At 60.2% G+C, this 16537-nt stretch carries 16 protein-coding genes and 1 riboswitch; of the genes, 7 read left to right on the forward strand and 9 right to left on the reverse strand.

Annotation, left to right across the window (positions count from 1 at the left end; all coding sequences use genetic code 11):
- Positions 1-78: 78 nt before the first annotated feature.
- The 6 genes from MTP38_RS05250 (at position 79) to MTP38_RS05275 (ending at position 5517) form a co-directional block, all read left to right on the forward strand.
- Positions 79-885 carry an AAC(3) family N-acetyltransferase gene (locus tag MTP38_RS05250; protein ID WP_249234474.1) on the forward strand — a complete coding sequence of 269 codons (807 nt, stop codon included), beginning with the start codon at positions 79-81 and terminating at the stop codon, positions 883-885.
- A gap of 36 nt (positions 886-921) precedes the next feature.
- On the forward strand, positions 922-1692 hold the full coding sequence (locus MTP38_RS05255; RefSeq protein WP_227620971.1) for a TraX family protein: 771 nt from the start codon (positions 922-924) through the stop codon (positions 1690-1692).
- A 130-nt stretch (positions 1693-1822) separates the two neighbouring features.
- Positions 1823-1921: riboswitch (TPP riboswitch) on the forward strand.
- A gap of 94 nt (positions 1922-2015) precedes the next feature.
- Complete coding sequence (locus MTP38_RS05260) at positions 2016-2660, forward strand: Ykof family thiamine-binding protein (RefSeq protein WP_249234475.1); 645 nt, start codon at positions 2016-2018, stop codon at positions 2658-2660.
- Between the two features lies 1 nt (position 2661).
- The gene (locus MTP38_RS05265) at positions 2662-3261 is read left to right on the forward strand and encodes an ECF transporter S component (protein ID WP_227620973.1); all 600 of its coding nucleotides are present in this window, start codon (positions 2662-2664) and stop codon (positions 3259-3261) included.
- A 3-nt stretch (positions 3262-3264) separates the two neighbouring features.
- Entirely contained in the window at positions 3265-4776 is a 1512-nt protein-coding gene (locus tag MTP38_RS05270) for an ABC transporter ATP-binding protein (RefSeq protein WP_249234476.1), read from the forward strand.
- Positions 4777-5517, forward strand: a complete 741-nt coding sequence (locus MTP38_RS05275) for an energy-coupling factor transporter transmembrane component T family protein (protein WP_249234477.1) — start codon at positions 4777-4779, stop codon at positions 5515-5517.
- A gap of 184 nt (positions 5518-5701) precedes the next feature.
- On the opposite strand, the gene rlmD is transcribed toward MTP38_RS05275, so the two are convergent.
- Positions 5702-7075 (reverse strand): 23S rRNA (uracil(1939)-C(5))-methyltransferase RlmD, encoded by a 1374-nt coding sequence (rlmD, locus tag MTP38_RS05280; RefSeq protein ID WP_249234478.1) that lies wholly within the window; start codon positions 7073-7075, stop codon positions 5702-5704.
- Positions 7076-7089: 14 nt separating this feature from the next.
- Entirely contained in the window at positions 7090-7953 is an 864-nt protein-coding gene (locus MTP38_RS05285; protein ID WP_249234479.1) for an AraC family transcriptional regulator, read from the reverse strand.
- A 203-nt stretch (positions 7954-8156) separates the two neighbouring features.
- On the opposite strand from MTP38_RS05285, the gene MTP38_RS05290 reads away from it, so the two are divergent.
- A complete protein-coding gene (locus tag MTP38_RS05290) occupies positions 8157-9449 on the forward strand; it encodes a galactokinase (protein WP_249234480.1) in 1293 nt (430 codons plus the stop codon).
- Positions 9450-9519: 70 nt separating this feature from the next.
- On the opposite strand, the gene MTP38_RS05295 is transcribed toward MTP38_RS05290, so the two are convergent.
- The 7 genes from MTP38_RS05295 to MTP38_RS05325 all read right to left on the reverse strand — a co-directional run bounded on the left by MTP38_RS05295 (position 9520) and on the right by MTP38_RS05325 (position 16356).
- Entirely contained in the window at positions 9520-9849 is a 330-nt protein-coding gene (locus MTP38_RS05295; RefSeq protein WP_249234481.1) for a hypothetical protein, read from the reverse strand.
- A gap of 44 nt (positions 9850-9893) precedes the next feature.
- Positions 9894-10349 carry a hypothetical protein gene (locus MTP38_RS05300; RefSeq protein ID WP_249234482.1) on the reverse strand — a complete coding sequence of 152 codons (456 nt, stop codon included), beginning with the start codon at positions 10347-10349 and terminating at the stop codon, positions 9894-9896.
- Between the two features lie 323 nt (positions 10350-10672).
- Positions 10673-12148, reverse strand: coding sequence for a 4-alpha-glucanotransferase (gene malQ, locus MTP38_RS05305; RefSeq protein ID WP_249234483.1), 1476 nt, complete (start codon positions 12146-12148; stop codon positions 10673-10675).
- Positions 12149-12166: 18 nt separating this feature from the next.
- A complete protein-coding gene (locus tag MTP38_RS05310) occupies positions 12167-13009 on the reverse strand; it encodes a carbohydrate ABC transporter permease (protein ID WP_249234484.1) in 843 nt (280 codons plus the stop codon).
- On the reverse strand, positions 13009-13860 hold the full coding sequence (locus MTP38_RS05315) for a carbohydrate ABC transporter permease (protein WP_227620069.1): 852 nt from the start codon (positions 13858-13860) through the stop codon (positions 13009-13011). The genes MTP38_RS05310 and MTP38_RS05315 overlap by 1 nt, the downstream gene beginning before the upstream one ends.
- A gap of 83 nt (positions 13861-13943) precedes the next feature.
- Entirely contained in the window at positions 13944-15281 is a 1338-nt protein-coding gene (locus MTP38_RS05320) for an ABC transporter substrate-binding protein (RefSeq protein ID WP_249234485.1), read from the reverse strand.
- 67 nt (positions 15282-15348) lie between these two features.
- Positions 15349-16356, reverse strand: coding sequence for a LacI family DNA-binding transcriptional regulator (locus tag MTP38_RS05325; RefSeq protein ID WP_249234486.1), 1008 nt, complete (start codon positions 16354-16356; stop codon positions 15349-15351).
- Positions 16357-16537 lie beyond the last annotated feature (181 nt).

Consider the following 16537-nt stretch of genomic DNA (forward strand, 5'->3'; position numbering starts at 1 on the left):
TGCTGTTGCATTAAAAAGTTGAATTGCTATATTTTTGAAAATTGCGATAAAACCGCGATGTGAAAAAGGAGAAACCGCATGACATACACAAAACAGACCCTTCAGCAGGATCTTGCTGCCATGGGGCTGACTGGCACTGAGACCATTCTTATCCACTCCTCCATGAAGTCCATTGGTGCTGTCGAGGGCGGCGCAGACACGGTTCTGGACGCGCTGATGGAGTTCTTTGCGGAGGGGCTGCTGTTGCTGCCCACCCACACATGGCAGTCCATCGACCATGACCACCCGGTGTTCGATGTCCGCCGCAGTCCCTGCTGCGTGGGCATCCTGCCGGAACTGTTCCGGCAGCGGCCCGGGGTAGTGCGTTCTCTTCATCCTACGCACAGCATCGCGGCCTGCGGCAGGGGCGCAGCAGAATATCTGGCAGGGGAACTGGAAAACAACACCCCCTGCACCCCCGGTGGCTGCTACGACCGTCTACGGGCGGTCGGCGGAAAGATCCTGCTGCTGGGCGTCAGCCATGCCCGGAACACCTTCCTTCACAGCGTGGAGGAGGTGCTGAACGTCCCCAACCGGCTTACCGACAAGCCCTTGCAGCTCACTGTGGTGGATGAAGCCGGGGCAGAGCACACCGTTTATATGCGCCGCCACTACAATGCGCAGCAGCCCCACATCTCGGAGGATTTCGTCAAGCTGGAGCAGGCGTATCTGGACTGTGGCGCAGCGAAAAACACAAAATTTGGCGACGCGGCGTGCATCTTGTGCGACGCGAACGAGCTTTTTCGAGTGACGCGGCACGTCCTTGCCCCTGACCCGGAGGCGTTTGTCACCGAGCCGGTGATCCCGGCGCAGCGCTGGAAGGAACTGTGCACGGAAACACGATAAGAGACAGGATCCCGACAAGAGAAAGAGGAGAACAGAATGCAGACATACAGCCGCAGACCCTCTGCTGTCAGCCGCTTTGAGCTTAGCGCAGCAGCACTTCATATCATTGCCATGGCACTGATGCTGATGGATCACCTCTGGGCGACCCTTCTGCCGGCGCAGGACTGGCTGACCTGTGCTGGGCGGCTGGCGTTTCCCATCTTTGCGTTTATGGCGGTAGAAGGCTACTTTTACACCCGAAACCTGAAGCGTTATGCCCTGCGGCTGCTGCTGTTTGCACTGCTTTCGGAAGTGCCCTTTGACCTGATGTATGGCGGGACATGGTTCTACCCGGTGCACCAGAACGTGATCTGGACGCTGCTGCTGGGGCTTTTGGGTGTGCATCTGATGGAAACGGTGCGCAAAAAGCAAAAGCTCTGGGTCTCACTGCCGGTGTGTGCCGTAGTAGTGGCAGCAGGAGCGCTGCTGGGAACGCTGGGCATGACGGATTACTACGGCGCTGGCGTGCTGACTGTATTCGCCTTCTACCTCTTCCGGGGCCGGAAATGGTGGTGCCTGCTGGGACAGGCGTTGACCCTGTACTGGATCAATGTGGAGCTTCTGGGCGGGTTGATGTACCCCATCCGGCTGTTCGGCATGGAGTTTGAGCTTTGCCAGCAGGGGTTTGCGCTGCTGGCGCTGGTGCCCATCTGGCTGTATCGCGGGCGGCAGGGCTGCCACAGCAAACCATTCCAGTATGCCTGCTATGCCTTTTACCCTGTGCATATGCTGGTGCTTGTGCTGGCGCTGAATTTCGTGAACCGATAGACATCGCCAGAAGCCCATGAACATCTCCATGATCACAGTGGAAGCCGCCACCCTTCACCAAAGTGCAACAAATATTTGACATTTCTGCACGGCTGCGGTATGCTATGCAGTGGCAATAAAAAGAGAATCATCAGAATGCTGGAGGGGCCTTATGCTGAGAGGGTTCACACCCGACTCCCTGCACCTGATCCGGATAATACCGGCGTAGGAAATGCATTTCTGCTGCTTGATACAGTGGGCCGTTGGACTCGCTGGCAAGGGGGATGCTTTCCGGACGAAAAGCATCCCTTTTATTTTGCACAAACAAAAAAGAAGGAAAGACTATGAAAACTGAAAACTGCTGTACCGGCTGCAACCGTCCGGACCTGCCTTGGGCAGGCCGTGGCACGGAACTGCCCATTGCAGGCTGCCGCTTTACCCTGTACCCGATGTCGGACAAATACATCGAGATTATTCTGGGCGCGCTGGAAAAGACGGACACCTCCGCCGTGTGGAGCGAGACGGATGCCCTTTCGACGGTCTACCGCGGCAAGCTGCCCTATGTGGCAGACGCTGTACAGGCCCTGTTCCTGAATGCTTACCGCCCCGGCGTCCACATGGCGCTGGAAGGACAGTTCTCCAAGGGCTGCCCGGGGGACGTGTCCGGGGATACAGTGCTGAATCGTGAGGGCGAAGCCCCCAATGCAGAGCTGGTGAAGGACATCCACTTCCCGGTCCACTGCAAGCTGGCTCTGTATCCGCTGGGCGATGCCCAGTATATCGACGAGATCGCCAAGGTGTGGTATATGGCACAGGAGGAGGGCCTGAACCCCAAGACCATTCACTACGCTACCCGCATTGACGGCGACGTGCAGGATGTGTTCACCTACCTGACCCATGTGTGTGAGCTGATGGAGAATGCCCCGGCAGTCCACCACTATGTCCTGCACTTTACCATGAACTGCAACAGCCCGACGGAGGAAAACTAAAATGAATACGAAGAATTGGAAACTGAAAGATGTTCTGTTGATCGCCATCAGCGCCGTGCTGTTTGGCGTGGTCTACCTTGGCTGCACCTACATCGGCGGCGTCCTGTACGGGATGCTGACCCCGTTCGGCATGGCCTCTCTGGGCTATGAGCCGTTCTACGGCATCTACTTCATGGCAGGCGCATTCGGCATCTATGTCATGCGCAAGCCCGGCACCGGCCTCATCGCTGAGCTGCTGGCGGCTGTACTGGAATGCCTGTACGGCAACTATTTCGGACCCATCATCATCCTGTCCGGTCTGGTGCAGGGCCTTGGCTTTGAGCTTATCATTGCGCTGAAACGCTACAAAAAGTTTGACCGGTTGACCATGATCCAAGGCGCAGTCATCTGCTCTGTCCTCACCCTGATCTACAACCTGTTCATCAGCGGCTACAGCAAGATCGCGGTTCCCGTGCTGGCCATCATGCTGGTGGTGCGGATCATCAGCGCCATCGTCTTTGATGGCTTCATCACCCCGATGCTGGCCGATGGCCTCGTCAAGGCAGGCGTCCTGAAGGGCTATGCTGTGGCACAGGGGCAGGACATGGATCTGGAGGACTAAGGAATGTCGGCTGATCTCGCGCTGGAGCTGGAAGATGTCGTGTTCCGCTATCAGGAAAAAGGCAGGCGCAACATTCTGGATCATACCAGCCTGACCATTCCGGCTGGGACGCTTACGGTCCTGATGGGCGGCAGCGGCTGCGGAAAAAGCACGCTGGCTGCGGTGGCCGCAGGACTCTACCCTGAGAACGGCGGCTTTTTGGAAAGCGGCATCATCCGGCTGTACAGGCAGGATCTAAAGACGCTGGACCCCCAGAAGCGTGCCGCCTACCTGACGGTGCTGTTCCAGAATCCCGACTTGCAGTTCTGCATGAATACCCTGCGGGAGGAGATGCGCTTCTGTCTGGAAAACATCTGTATCCCTGCCGGGAAGATGGATGAACGAATCGAACAGGCCGCCGCAGAGCTTGGCATCGCGCCGCTGCTGGATCAGCCCCTTTCGACCCTGTCCGGCGGCGAAAAGCAGAAAGCGGCCCTCTCCTGCCTCTATGTCATGGAGAGCCGCTGCATCCTGCTGGACGAAAGCTTTGCAAATCTGGACCACGAGGCGGCGATCCAGCTGCTGGAGATGCTGCTCAGAATGAAAGCCTCCGGCCGGACCATTCTGGCCATCGACCATAAGGCAGACCTCTGGCTGGAGGCTGCGGATGAGATCATCCTGCTGGAAGAAGGCGGCAGAGTGGCTGCCCGGAGCATCAACCGCAAAAACCTGTCGGAGCACCGCGCGGATTTTGAGCGGCTTGGCCTGTTTTACCCGGGTTCCCGGTCGGAACGGACTGTGGCCCGCCCGGCAGAGGGAAAACCGCTGCTGCAGTTCCGGGGAGTCAGCATCCGCAAGGGGCTGCCCACCCGGCGCAAGTGGGGCCGACCGGTGTACGATGCTCCTTTTTTGGTGCAGAATACGGATGCGGATTTCCCGGCGGGCTGTATGACCGCTGTTCTTGGCCCCAGCGGCACCGGAAAGACCACCACGTTTCTCTCGGTCCTCAGGCAGCACCCCTACACGGGACAGATCTTGTTTCAGGGGCGGGACATTGAAAAAATGAAGCTCAAAGAGCTGTATCGCCATATTGGCATCGTTTTCCAGAACCCTGCGAACCAATTCGTCACCCAGAATGTGGAGGACGAGGTCTGTGTGGGGCTGCGACTCTGGGAGCCGGGCCTCTCTGACGAAGCCTGCCGCCAGCGTGCCGAGGAACTGCTGGACCGCTACGGCCTGAAACGGCAGCGGCGCTATTCGCCCTATATGCTCAGTCAGGGCCAGCAGCGGCGGCTGGCTGTCCTCTCGGTGTTGGCAGGCGGACAGGAGCTGCTCTTACTGGATGAACCTACCTATGGTCAGGATTCCCGCTCGGTGAACGCGATCATGGAGCATCTGCGGGAGAAAGTGGAGCAGGAGGGACTGACGGTGATCTTCATCACCCACGATACCGAGCTGGCTGCGGCTTGGGCCGATAAAATCTACCGGCTGGAAGACACCATGCTGGTGGAAAAAACCGCCGGGGAGGTGCTGTAAATGCTGGAACGCTGGAACCCTACCGTAAAAGCATTTACGGTGCTGGTCTGTGTCATTCTGCTCTCATTCGAGTATCTGGTCAGCCTGAACCTGCTGGTACTGGCCGTCTGCCTGCTGCTGTTGGTGTTCTGCTCCCGGGTAAGTCTGAAAAAGATCGGTGTCATCCTGCTTCCCGCCTGCGTCGCGGCATTTGGCTTGTTTGTAATGGGTCTTTACTATGCCCGGGGCGGCAGCACGCAGACCGTAGATATGAGCAGTCTGTCGGCCATGCCTTACAGCGTGCGTGCGGCAATGTCTCAGAACCTGTATACGGCATTGCAGCTGGCGACCCGTCTGCTGGCCTATGCGGGGCTGGGCATCCTGTTCGCGCTTTCCACCGAGGGCGATTTCTTTATTGCGAGCCTGCTCCACCAGTGCCGCCTCCCGCCTAAGTTTGCCTATGGCATCTTGGCGGCGTTCCACCTGATGCCGGGAATGGCGCGGGAGTATGCGCAGGTGCGCACAGCTTTTGCGGTGCGTGGTCTGAAAATGGGGCCGCTCTCCATGAAGCCGGTCTTCACGATGCTGGTCAACAGCGTCCGATGGTCGGAGTCCATCGCCATGGCCATGGAGTCCAAGGGCTTCTGCGGGGAGGCACCGCGTACCTATTATACAGTGCCCCGGGTGCACTGGTATGACTTGGCCGCTGCTGCGCTTATGGTGGGCGGCGTGGTGCTTGGAATGCTGTTTCTAAAGCTCTGAGGTGGGCTTTCACTACCCGACTTTTTAAGTAAGAACAGGACAAATCAAAACCCTCCTGACCATGATGGCCAGGAGGGGTATTTTTGTGTCTGTATTTCGCTGGCATCCAAATCCTACACTGGACGAAAACGGTTCAGACTGTAAAATGATGTCCGAACGATATTGAACGAATCACCGCACGATATTACTGCACTTTTGACATCAAGAGTACGCACTCGACGTGCTTCGTCCGCGGAAACAGATCCACGGGCTGCACCTTCTCGGCGCGATACCCATGCTGTCCGAGCCACGCGGCGTCGCGGGCGGCGGTGGAGGGGTTGCAGCTGACGTAGACCACCCGGCGGGGGGACATCTGGACGACGGCGGAAAGGGTCGTCTCATCGCAGCCCTTGCGGGGCGGGTCGAGCATAATGACGTCAGGCCGCAGGCCCTCGGCGGCGAGGCGGGCAGCGGCCTCGCCGGCATCGGCACAGAAGAAGCGGCTCTTGGCGGCGACGGCATCGCCCATCCGGGCGGCATTGGCCTTGGCACTGTCGATGGCCTCGGGAATGATCTCCACGCCGATCAGCTCGCGGCAGTGGCCGGCCATCGAGAGGCCGATGGTGCCCATGCCGCAGTAGAGGTCGAGCAGGACATCGTCCGGCTCAAGCTGGGCGTATTCGGCAGCGACGCCGTAGAGGCGCTCGGCAGCCAGCGTGTTGACCTGATAGAAGGAAAGGGGGCCGAGGCGGACGGGCACGCCGCAGAGGGTGTCCTCGATGCAGCCCGGGCCATAGAGGGTCACGCTCTCCTCGCCGAGGATGACATTGGTCTTTTTGGCGTTGACATTGATGAGGATGGTGGCAATATCGCGGAACTTTTCCCGGAGCAGAGCTACCAACTCATCGCTGTGGGGGAGCTTCGGGCGGGTGCAGACGAGGCAGACCATGATCTGGCCGCTGTGTGCGCCCCGGCGCAGGAAGATGTGCCGCACGAGGCCCTTGCCGCGCTCTTCGTCATAGGGCTGGATGCCGTGGGCAGCGAAGAAGGCGCAGAGAGTGTTGCCGATGTCGTTCAGGACGCCGGGCTGCAGCTTGCAGTCGGGGCAGGGGACGATTCGGTGGGTGCGCCCGGCGTAAAAACCGATGCAGGGTGCGCCGTCCTTATCGCGGCCCACCGGGAACTGGACTTTGTTGCGGTAGCGGTCTACCTCAGGGGAGGGGAGGGCGTCCAGCACAGGCACATCCAGCCCGCCGATGCGGCGGAAGGCGTCGGCGACGCTCTCCTGCTTGGCACGCAGTTCGGCAGCATAATCCAGATGCCGCAGGCTGCAGCCGCCGCAGGGGCCGGCTACCGCGCAGTCCACCGGGATGCGGTCCGGCGAGGGGGTGAGCAGCTTGTCCAGAATGCCGAAGGCGTACCGGCCGCAGTCCTTGACGATGCGCACCTGCGCCTCGTCGCCGGGGGCAGTGCCCGGGACAAAGACGGCCTCGCCCTCCGACGAATGGGCTACGCCGCTGCCGTCGTTGGAAAGGCGCTCGATGCGCAGGGTGAGAAGCTGATTTTTTTGTAAGGGCATGGATGAATTTCTCCTTATGTCTCGTCAGGGGCGGGCTGGACGTCTGCGTCAGCCTGCGAGGTCATATACTTGCTGGGCGGCACACCCTTGGCGCGCTTGAACACCCGCGAAAAATAGAACTGGTCGAGGAAGCCCACGGACGCCGCCACCTCGGCGATGGACAGGGTGCCGCCCCGCAGCAGCTTGCAGGCCTCGTTGACCCGGTATTCGGTCAGGTAATCAATGGGGCTTTTGCCCACGTTGAGCATGAACACCCGGTAGAGGTGGCTGCGGGAGACGCCGACGCTCTTGGCGACGTCGTCGATGGAGATGTCGTGGGAGTAGTTGAACTGGATGTACTTGATGGCGTTCAAGACGTACTGGCTGGAGGAAGAGGTGCTGTGGGGGCGGCTCTCGCTGGTCTCCCGCATCAGGGCGGAGATGAACAGGTAGAGGTAGCCCACCATTGCGGCCTCATCCTGCGGCTGCAATCCGCGAGAGGAGTAGATGCTGCTCAGGGCAGCCCGCATCCCCTCAAGGTCCTGCGTATGGTGGACGGGGGCAGTGTCCGTAAAGGGCAGCTGCGCGGCCAGCTTATGGGCGCAGGCTCCGTTGAAGCCGACCCAGCTGTACTCCCAGGGCTGGGTCTCGTCGGCCGTATAGCGGATGAGCTGGCTGGGGCGGGCGAAGAACAGATCGCCCGGCGTCACCTCGTAGGTGCGCCCGCCGACCTCGAATACCCCCTTGCCGGAGACGACCAGATGGATGAGGTAGTGGTCCCGGATGCCGGGTCCCCATGTCTGCCCCGGAGCGCAGCGCTCCAGACCGCAGTTGAAGATGGACAGCTCGATGTTGTTGGTGTAATTCTGTTTGAAGGACTGTTTATAGACGTCTGCCATTGCGGTTCCCTCCTGCCTGTTGGCTCTATAGCCAAAGTATACCACATTTGCCCCTGCAAATTCAACAAAAGTACATCTTATTCTTTGGGCTGGACACCAAAAATTACTTTTTTTGCGGGTTGAAATTGCAAAATGGCATCGGATGCATTACAATAGCGGTAACAAACCGAACATCTCAGAGAGCGCAGGGGGAGGGGTTCTGGATGGCAACCAGCAGACAGCTCAGAGACGAGATCGCAGCGGGAAGGCGGGACGCCGCGCTGGCCGCGCTTTACGGCGGCAGCAAGAGCGTGCTTGACCGTCAGCGCAGCCGCTACTGCGCGGCACTCGACCAGTTCGAACTTTACTATGGGCCGGGGCGGCAGGTGCGGGTCTATTCTGCCCCCGGGCGCACCGAGCTGGGCGGCAACCACACCGACCACCAGCACGGCTACGGCCTTGCGGGCGCTGTCACCCTTGACCTCGTGGCGGTGGCGTCCCGGAACGAGGACGGCTTCATCCGGGTCAAGTCCCGGGGCTTCAACAAACTGGACGTCATCGATTTGACCGAGGCCGAGCCGCAGCAGGGCGAGAGCACCCACTCGGCAAGCCTCATCCGGGGCATCGCCGATGGCTTCCGCACCAAGGGGTTCGGCATCGGCGGCTTCGATGCCTACACAGCCAGCGATGTGCTCCGCGGCTCAGGGCTTTCCAGCTCGGCGGCCTTTGAGATGGGGATGGCGGTCATCCTCAACACGGAGTATGGCTGCGGCCTTGATGCCCCGGCGCTGGCCCGGATCTGCCAGTTTGCGGAGAATGCTTATTTCGGAAAGCCCAGCGGCCTGCTGGACCAGCTGACCAGCGCCGTGGGCGGCGTCCTCTTTGCCGATTTTGCCGACCCGGCTGCGCCAAAGATCGAAAAGATCCACGCCGACGGTGTCCTGCCGGAGGGGATGACCCTCTGCGTCACCGACACCCGGGCCAGCCACAGCGAGCTGACCGGCGAGTTCGCGGCCATCCGGAAGGAGATGGAGGCAGTGGCGGCCTGTCTGGGCGGAAAGGTGCTGGGCGAGGTCAGCGAGGCCCGCTTCTGGCAGGAGCTGCCCCGGCTGCGGGCGTGCTGCGGCGACCGTGCCGTGCTGCGGGCCATCCACTATTTTGAGGAGAACGCCCGCACCCTCGCCCAGAGAGAAGCGCTCACGGCGGGGGACTTCGCCGCCTTTGTCCGGCTGGTGGAGGCGAGCGGCCACTCCTCCTTTGAACTCTGTCAGAACGTCTACTGCGCCGCCTCGCCCCAATGTCAGGGCCTGTCGGCGGCGCTGGCCCTCAGCCAGAGCATCCTCGCAGGGAGCGGGGGAGCATGGCGGATGCAGGGCGGCGGCTTTGCCGGGACGATACAGGCCTTTGTGCCGGATGCACTGGTGGAGCGCTACTGTGCCGCAATGGAATCCATATTCGGCCCGGGCTGCTGCTATCTGCTCTGTCTGCGGGAGCAGGGGGCGATGCAGGTCCTGTGAACACAAAGAAAATGCCCTGCGGCATGGTGGAGACCCACCGCCGCAGGGCATCGTTTCGTTTGGGGGAAGCTCACAGGTGCTGGGCTTTCATGTCCTCGCGCAGAGCGTGCATATCATTTCTGTAGTTCTCGATGTCCGTCGCTGCCTTGCTGGGGCCGCCGAACAGGAAGGTGTGGACGTTTTCTGCCACATGGAATCCGGCTTTGACCACATTGAACAGCAGCATCGGGATGAACGAAATGGAAAGAGACAGCAGCCCGCCTCTAAAGAAGAAATCATTGAGGCGGAGGTGGTCCGTAAATGAGTCCCAAGCGTCGCGGAAGGCTCCGCCGCCGCCCAGAAGCTCCTTTTCTTCTTCCGTCACAACAGCATAGGAAGAAGGCATCTGGATACGTTTCATACAACGACTCCTTTCTATCGCTCCATCGGGTCAGGCAGAAGCGCTTATGCAGCCGCCAGAACGCCGGCCTGTGCCGCTGCGCGGTTGGCCTTGGTCTGCTCGTAAGCGTTCTTCAGCTCGATGTAGAGGGACTTTGCCGTATTATAGATCTGGATGCCCTTGAGGACGCCGTACCAGCCGGCGAGACCGCCGACGACCACGGTGCCGACCTTACCGGCCTTGCTCTGGCCGTCCCAGTAATAGGAGACGGACTGGGACAGGGTCAGGCCGTCCTCGTGCATCAGAAGCAGACCGCCCACAGCCGCCGTAAGGGCAGCCTTGCCCATCAACTGGGCGAAGTTGACCGTGAAGTTCACAGCGGCAGTGAGAAGGTTCTCGGGGTGAAATTCGATGAGGTAAGAACCGATCTGAAGGGCACCGCCGTCGATGTAGGTCATCTCGTCGGCAGAGATGACGGCATAAGCAGCCGGCATCATCGGACTCTGATATGTAAGTTCCATAGGGGGAATGCTCCTTTCACACATACGCTCCGCCGGAGACGGAGACTAAACTATCTGGATTATAGCATAACTGCCGAAAAACAACAAGAGAGCGCAGAAACAGAATCGGAACGGGATTTGGGACACCAAAGCATAAAAATCAAGTGAAACGGACGGAAAAACGCTAAAATATAAAGAGGATGCCCCGGTAAAGGCTCCGAAAAAATGTTGTGTTAAAATTTCGCTGAAAACACAGAAAACAGCAGCGCCCCATCTGCGTTCCGGTAAGGGAGAGGCAGGCGGGGCGCTGCTGCTATCAGGATGAAGCGGAGAATGGGGAAAGCTCAGAGTTCCTCGCCCGGTACGCGGTGGTACAGCGCGGTCAGCGCGGCGATGTGGGCACTGAGGGCTGGGGTGAGCGGCTGGGTGAGCCGCCACTGCCAGTTCGCACCCTGCGTACTGGGGGTGTTGATGCGGGCCTCGGCGTCCAGATGGAGCCAGTCGGCCAGCGGGATGATGGCCATATCCGATACGCAGGAGAGGCAGGCGCAGATCATGGCTTCGGTGAGGTCTTCCGGCGTACAGCGCAGGTAACGGCAGGCGTAGGCCACGTCCTCGGGGCTGGCGCTCTGACGCCAGCCCTCGGTGGTCACGTTGTCGTGGGTGCCGGTGTAGACCACGCTGTTGCGGGGGTAGGTGTAGGGCAGATAGTTGCCCGGCTCGCGGCTGTCGAAGGCGAACTGCATGATCTTCATGCCCGGGTAGCCGCTGGCGGCCAGCATGGTCTTGACCTCGGGGGTAAGGTAGCCGAGGTCCTCGGCGATGATGCCGCCCTCGCCCAGCGCCTTGTGCATGGCGTCGATGAAGGCCCGGTCAGGCCCCTTCTCCCAGTGGCCGCCCGCAGCGGTCTTGTTCCCGGCGGGGATGGAATAATAGCTCTCGAAGCCCCGGAAATGGTCGATGCGGACGACATCGTAGATGGAGGTGGCGTGCTTGATACGCCGTTTCCACCAGCGGAAATCCTCGGCCTCATGGCGGGGCCAGTCGTAGAGCGGATTGCCCCAGAGCTGGCCGTCGGCGGCAAAGGCGTCGGGCGGGCACCCGGCCACATTGGTCAGATGGACGGCTCCATCGGTCTGGAACAATTCCGGACGCGTCCAGAGGTCGCTGGAGTCCGGGCTGACATAGATGGGGATGTCTCCCACCAGCTGGATGCCGTGGCCGTTGGCGTAGGCCTTGAGGGCATTCCACTGGGTGTAGAAGAAGAACTGCACGGCCTTGTGGTAGTCCACCTCAGCGGCCAGCCGTGCCTTGGCGGCGGCGAGAGCCGCAGGCTCCCGGGTGCGCAGGTCATCGGGCCAGTCGGAAAGTCCGGCCTGCTGCTGCTCGGCCTTGACGGCCATGAAGAGGGCATAGTCCTCAAGCCAGTCGCTCTGGGCCTCGCAGAAGGCCTTGTAGGCCGGAGTGGGGGCCGCCAGCAGACGCTCCGCCGCCTTGCGAAGGACGACGGGCCGCTGCTGGTAGAGCGCGCCATAATCGATGCGCTCTGCGGGCTGAGGGGAGGGAAGTTCGTCCTCCGTCAGCAGACCATCTGCTGCCAGCAGCCGGTAATCAATGAAGTAGGGGTTGCCTGCAAAGGCAGAGAAGCTCTGGTAGGGGCTGTCTCCGTAGCCTGTGGGGCCGATGGGTAAGATCTGCCAGTAGGTCTGCTTTGCAGCTGCAAGGAAATCGACAAAGGCGAAGGCTTCGCCTCCCAGCGTGCCGATGCCGTAAGGCCCCGGCAGGCTGAAAACGGGCATCAGAATGCCGCTCGCACGCATGGATGAAACCTCCTTGTCTTAGCCCTTGACTGCACCTGCCACGACACCTTCGATGATGTACTTCTGGCAGGTCATGTAAAGGATGATGATGGGGATGATGGCGATGATGATGCAGGCCATCATGGGAGCCAGCTCCACGCGGCCATAGCCGCCGCGGAAGTACTGGATGGCCATGGGGATGGTGCGGTACTTCTTGATGTCCAGCACCAGCGTGGGCAGCAGGTAGTCGTTCCAGACCCACATCGTCTCAAGGATGGCGGTGGAGATCATGGTGGGCTTGAGGATGGGGAAGACGACCTTGAAGAAGATCTGGATGGGGTTGCAGCCGTCGATCATGGCGGCTTCCTCGATCTCCATGGGGACGCTCTTCATGAAGCCGGTGAACATGAAGACGGCCAGACCGGCACCGAAGCCCAGATAGATGATGCAGATGTTCCACGGGGTATTCAGATTGAGGGTATCAGCGGTCTTGGAAAGGGTGAACATGACCATCTGGAAGGGGACGACCATCGAGAAGACGATGAGCAGGTTCATGAACTTGCTGAGCTTGTTGTTCACGCGGGTGAGATACCAGCCGGTCATGGAGCAGCACAGCAGGATGAGGGCCACGCTGGACACGGTGATGACGAGGCTGTAGCCGAGGCTGGACAGGAAGCCCATCTTGGTGACGCCGTAGATGTAGTTGGACAGGCCTGCGAAGGTCTCCGCAGTGGGCAGCTTAAAGACCGTGGAGGTGGTGAAGGTGCCCTCCTTCTTCAGACTGTTCAGCAGGATAAGGACGATGGGGTAGATCCAGAGCAGGCACAGCAGGCTCATGATGACGGTGAGGACGTTGTCCCACATTTTTTTCTCTTTCGGCATTACTGCTGCACCTCCTTGGAGCGGGTAAATTTAAGCTGGATGAGCGAGATGACCACGACGACGAGGAAGAACACCACGGCCTTTGCCTGACCGATGCCCTTCCACTGAGCGCCGGAGCGGCCGTAGAAGGTGTTGTAGATGTTCAGGGCCAGCATCTCACTGGCGTTTGCAGGCTCACCGGCGGTCAGAGCCACGTTCTGGTCGAAGAGCTTGAAGCTGTTGGTCAGGGTAAGGAAGGTGCAGATGGTGACGCTGGGCATGACCATCGGGATCTTGATCTTGAAGAGGATCTCACGGTCGTTGGCACCGTCGATCTTGGCTGCCTCGATGAGGTCGCCGGGGACGCTCTGCAGGCCCGCGACATAGATGATCATCATGTAGCCGATCTGCTGCCAGCACATCAGGATGACCAGACCCACGAAGCCCGCCTTGGCGTCCAGCGCCAGCAGGGGTTTCTGGAGGTTGGCCAGCACGCCGTTCAGCAGGATCTGCCAGATGTAGCCCAGCAGGATGCCGCCGATGAGGTTCGGCATGAAGTAGACGGTGCGGAAGAGGTTGGTGCCCCGGATGCCCCGGGTGAGCACCAGTGCGATGGCGAATGCGCAGACGTTGATGAGGACGGTGGACACCACGGTGAACGCCGCCGTGAAGCCGAAGGCGTGAAGGAAGGTGGAGTCCGAGAAGACGCTGAGGTAGTTCTGCAAGCCCACGAAGGTGGTCTTGCTGACGGTGGTAAACCGCTGGAAGGACAGGTAGACGCCCCAGATGAAGGGCCAGATGAAGCCGATGATGAACGCCAGCAGGGTGGGCAGGACGAACACCGGCCAGTATTTGCTGATGGCCTTTTGCATGATATACCTCCCGAAAAAGAAGGGGGCGGGCGAACCAATCGCCCGCCCCCGTTAGTCAAACTGTTGCGGAAGAAAGAGAGTGCTTAGCCGTTGGCCAGCTTGTACTCCTTGGCCCAGCCATCCACGAAGGCGGTGACGACAGCATTCCAGTCGCCGGTGCCTGCGGCGTAAGCGGTCAGAGCGGAGCCGACGCCATTCTTCCACTCCTCGGAAGGCATGGTGGAGAAGCACCAGTCCACACTGGTCTTGCCGTCGGCCACATACTGGTTTGCAATGGTGATCAGGGGGTTGGTGGAGTCCTTAGCCTTCTTGAAGGGGATGACGAAGCCCATCTTGTCAGCCATCGCGCTGGTGCCGGCCTCAGAGGTGACACACCAGTACAGGAAGTCCAGAGTGGCCTGAATATCTTCCTCAGAAGAGGTGTTGTTGACACACCAGAAGTTCTCGGAACCGGTGCACAGGCCCTGGTTCTCCTCGCCCTCAGCGCCGATGTAGATGGGCAGCATACCCAGGTTGTCGTCGCCCAGATCCTTCACGTCATTGTAAGCCCAGGTGCCGTTCTGATAGAAGACGGCCTTCTTGCCCACGAACTCAGCAACAGCGTCGTTGCCGGTCTTGGAAGCCAGCAGCTTGGGGTCGCAGGTGGAGTCGGTGATGTACAGATCCCAGATCTGCTTGTAGTTGTCGAGGTAGGTGCCCTTGATGGCGTCGGTGGAGCCGATGCCGTCAGCCTTGTACTCGTAGTAGATGGGCAGGTTTGCCAGATGGGTCTTGAAGCGCCAGTCGGAAGAGCCATCCATACCGGCAGAGGTGAATGCACCATCGACGCCCAGCTCAGCCTTGCGGGCCTGAATGTCGTCGGCGACCTTCTTCAGGTCAGCGAAGCCCTTGATGTCGTCCTGCGTGTAACCGGCGGCAGTCAGCAGCTCCTTGTTGTAGATGATGCCGTAGGTCTCGATGACGTAGGCGATGCTGGTGACGGCGTCGCCGTCCTTCAGGGCGAAGGAGTCGCTGGTCAGCTGGCCGTAGACGTCGCTGCCGGACAGGTCGAGGCAGTAGTCCTTCCAGTTTGCCAGACCCACAGGGCCGTTGACCTGGAACAGGGTAGGAGCTTCGCTCTTCTCCATCTCGCTCATCAGGGTGGTCTCGTACTGGCCGGAAGCTGCGGTCACGACGGTGACAGGCACGCCGGTCTCCTTGGTGTACTCAGCGGCCAGATCCTGCCAATCCTGATCCTGCTCGGGCTTGAAGTTCAGGTAGTAGACCTTACCGGAAGCAGTGGGAGCGGCAGAGGCGGCGGTGGAACTGGCCGTGGAGGCAGCAGTGCTGCTGGAAGAGCCGCCGCAGGCAGCCAGACCGAGGGCAGCAGCAGAGATGCCGGCGGCTTTCAGGAAGTTACGACGAGAGATCATCTTTTTCATAATTGTTCTCCTTCTTCATCATGTGATATATACATTCCGCCCTGCGGCGGAAATGAGACGAAATAACTCAGATGGCCCGGACGCTCTCGCCGAACTGAAGCTCGGGCTGGAGCGTGATCTTCTGGGCCGGGGCACCATGCTCGATCTGCCGCATCAGCAGCTCGACGCTCTGGAGGGCGATCTGCTCGCTGGGCTGGACGATGGTGGTCATCACCGGCACGCAGTAGCGGGACATCGTGATGCCGTCGAAGCCGATGACCGAGACATCTTCCGGCACCCGAAGCCCGGCGCTTACCAGCGCCCGGATGGCACCGAAGGCGATGACGTCGCTCATGGCGAACAGGGCAGTGAACTCGGCCCGGCGGGCCAGCAGACTGTTCATGGCGTGATAGGCGGACTCAAAATCGTAGTTTGACAGGCCATAGAGCCGGTCGTCGAAGGCCAGCCCGGCGTCCTCCATCGCCTCCTGTGCGCCGAGGCGGCGCATCCGGCTGGGGTAGCTGGTGGCCGGGCCGCCCAGCACGGCGATCTTCCGGTGTCCCTGTGCGAGGAGGTGGGAGACGGCCGTGCGGGCCGCAGCCCGGTCGTCCACTCCCACCATCGAGAGGTTCGGGAAGTCCAGCTCGTCGGACACCAGCGTGGCCAGCACCGAGGGCACTGTGATGTTCGAGAAGCCCTGCCGGAAGTTCGCCACACTGCCGCCGAGGAAGATCATCCCCTTCGGCTTGATCTCCCGGAGGATCTTTTCGGCGGCGTCGATCTCGTTGGCGTTCTCGTCCAGATAGGAGACGATGCCGTTGTACCCGTAAAGGGTCGCGGCCCGCTGCAGCTGGACGAGAAAGTCGGAGAAGAAGAGGTTCCGGGTGCCCTTGACCACGAAGACGAGGCTGCGAGACTGCTGGATCTTCAGCTGACGGGCGTTGGTGTTGGGCACGAAGCCCGACTCCCGCATCACCTGAAGCACCTTCTCCTTCGTTTCGGGCCGCACATCGGGCCGGTCGTTGATGACCCGGGAAATGGTGCTCACCGAGCAGCCGCTCAACCGTGCGATGTCTTTGATGGTCAGATTCGGCATTCCGGGAGACCCCTCTCTTTTTGTCGAAAACGGTTTTTTCTCTGAAACTGTATGGGAACGATGTCGGGAACGGTTTCAGTGACTATAGTATGGCACATTTTGTGGAATAAATCAATAACTCTGAAACACTTTTGGCAGAAGTGCATAATGAATCAACCCTCTTTTGTGCAGGTTGATCTGC

Origin of the sequence: Faecalibacterium sp. I3-3-89, from assembly GCF_023347275.1 — a bacterium.
Classification (GTDB): Bacteria; Bacillota; Clostridia; order Oscillospirales; family Ruminococcaceae; genus Faecalibacterium; species Faecalibacterium butyricigenerans.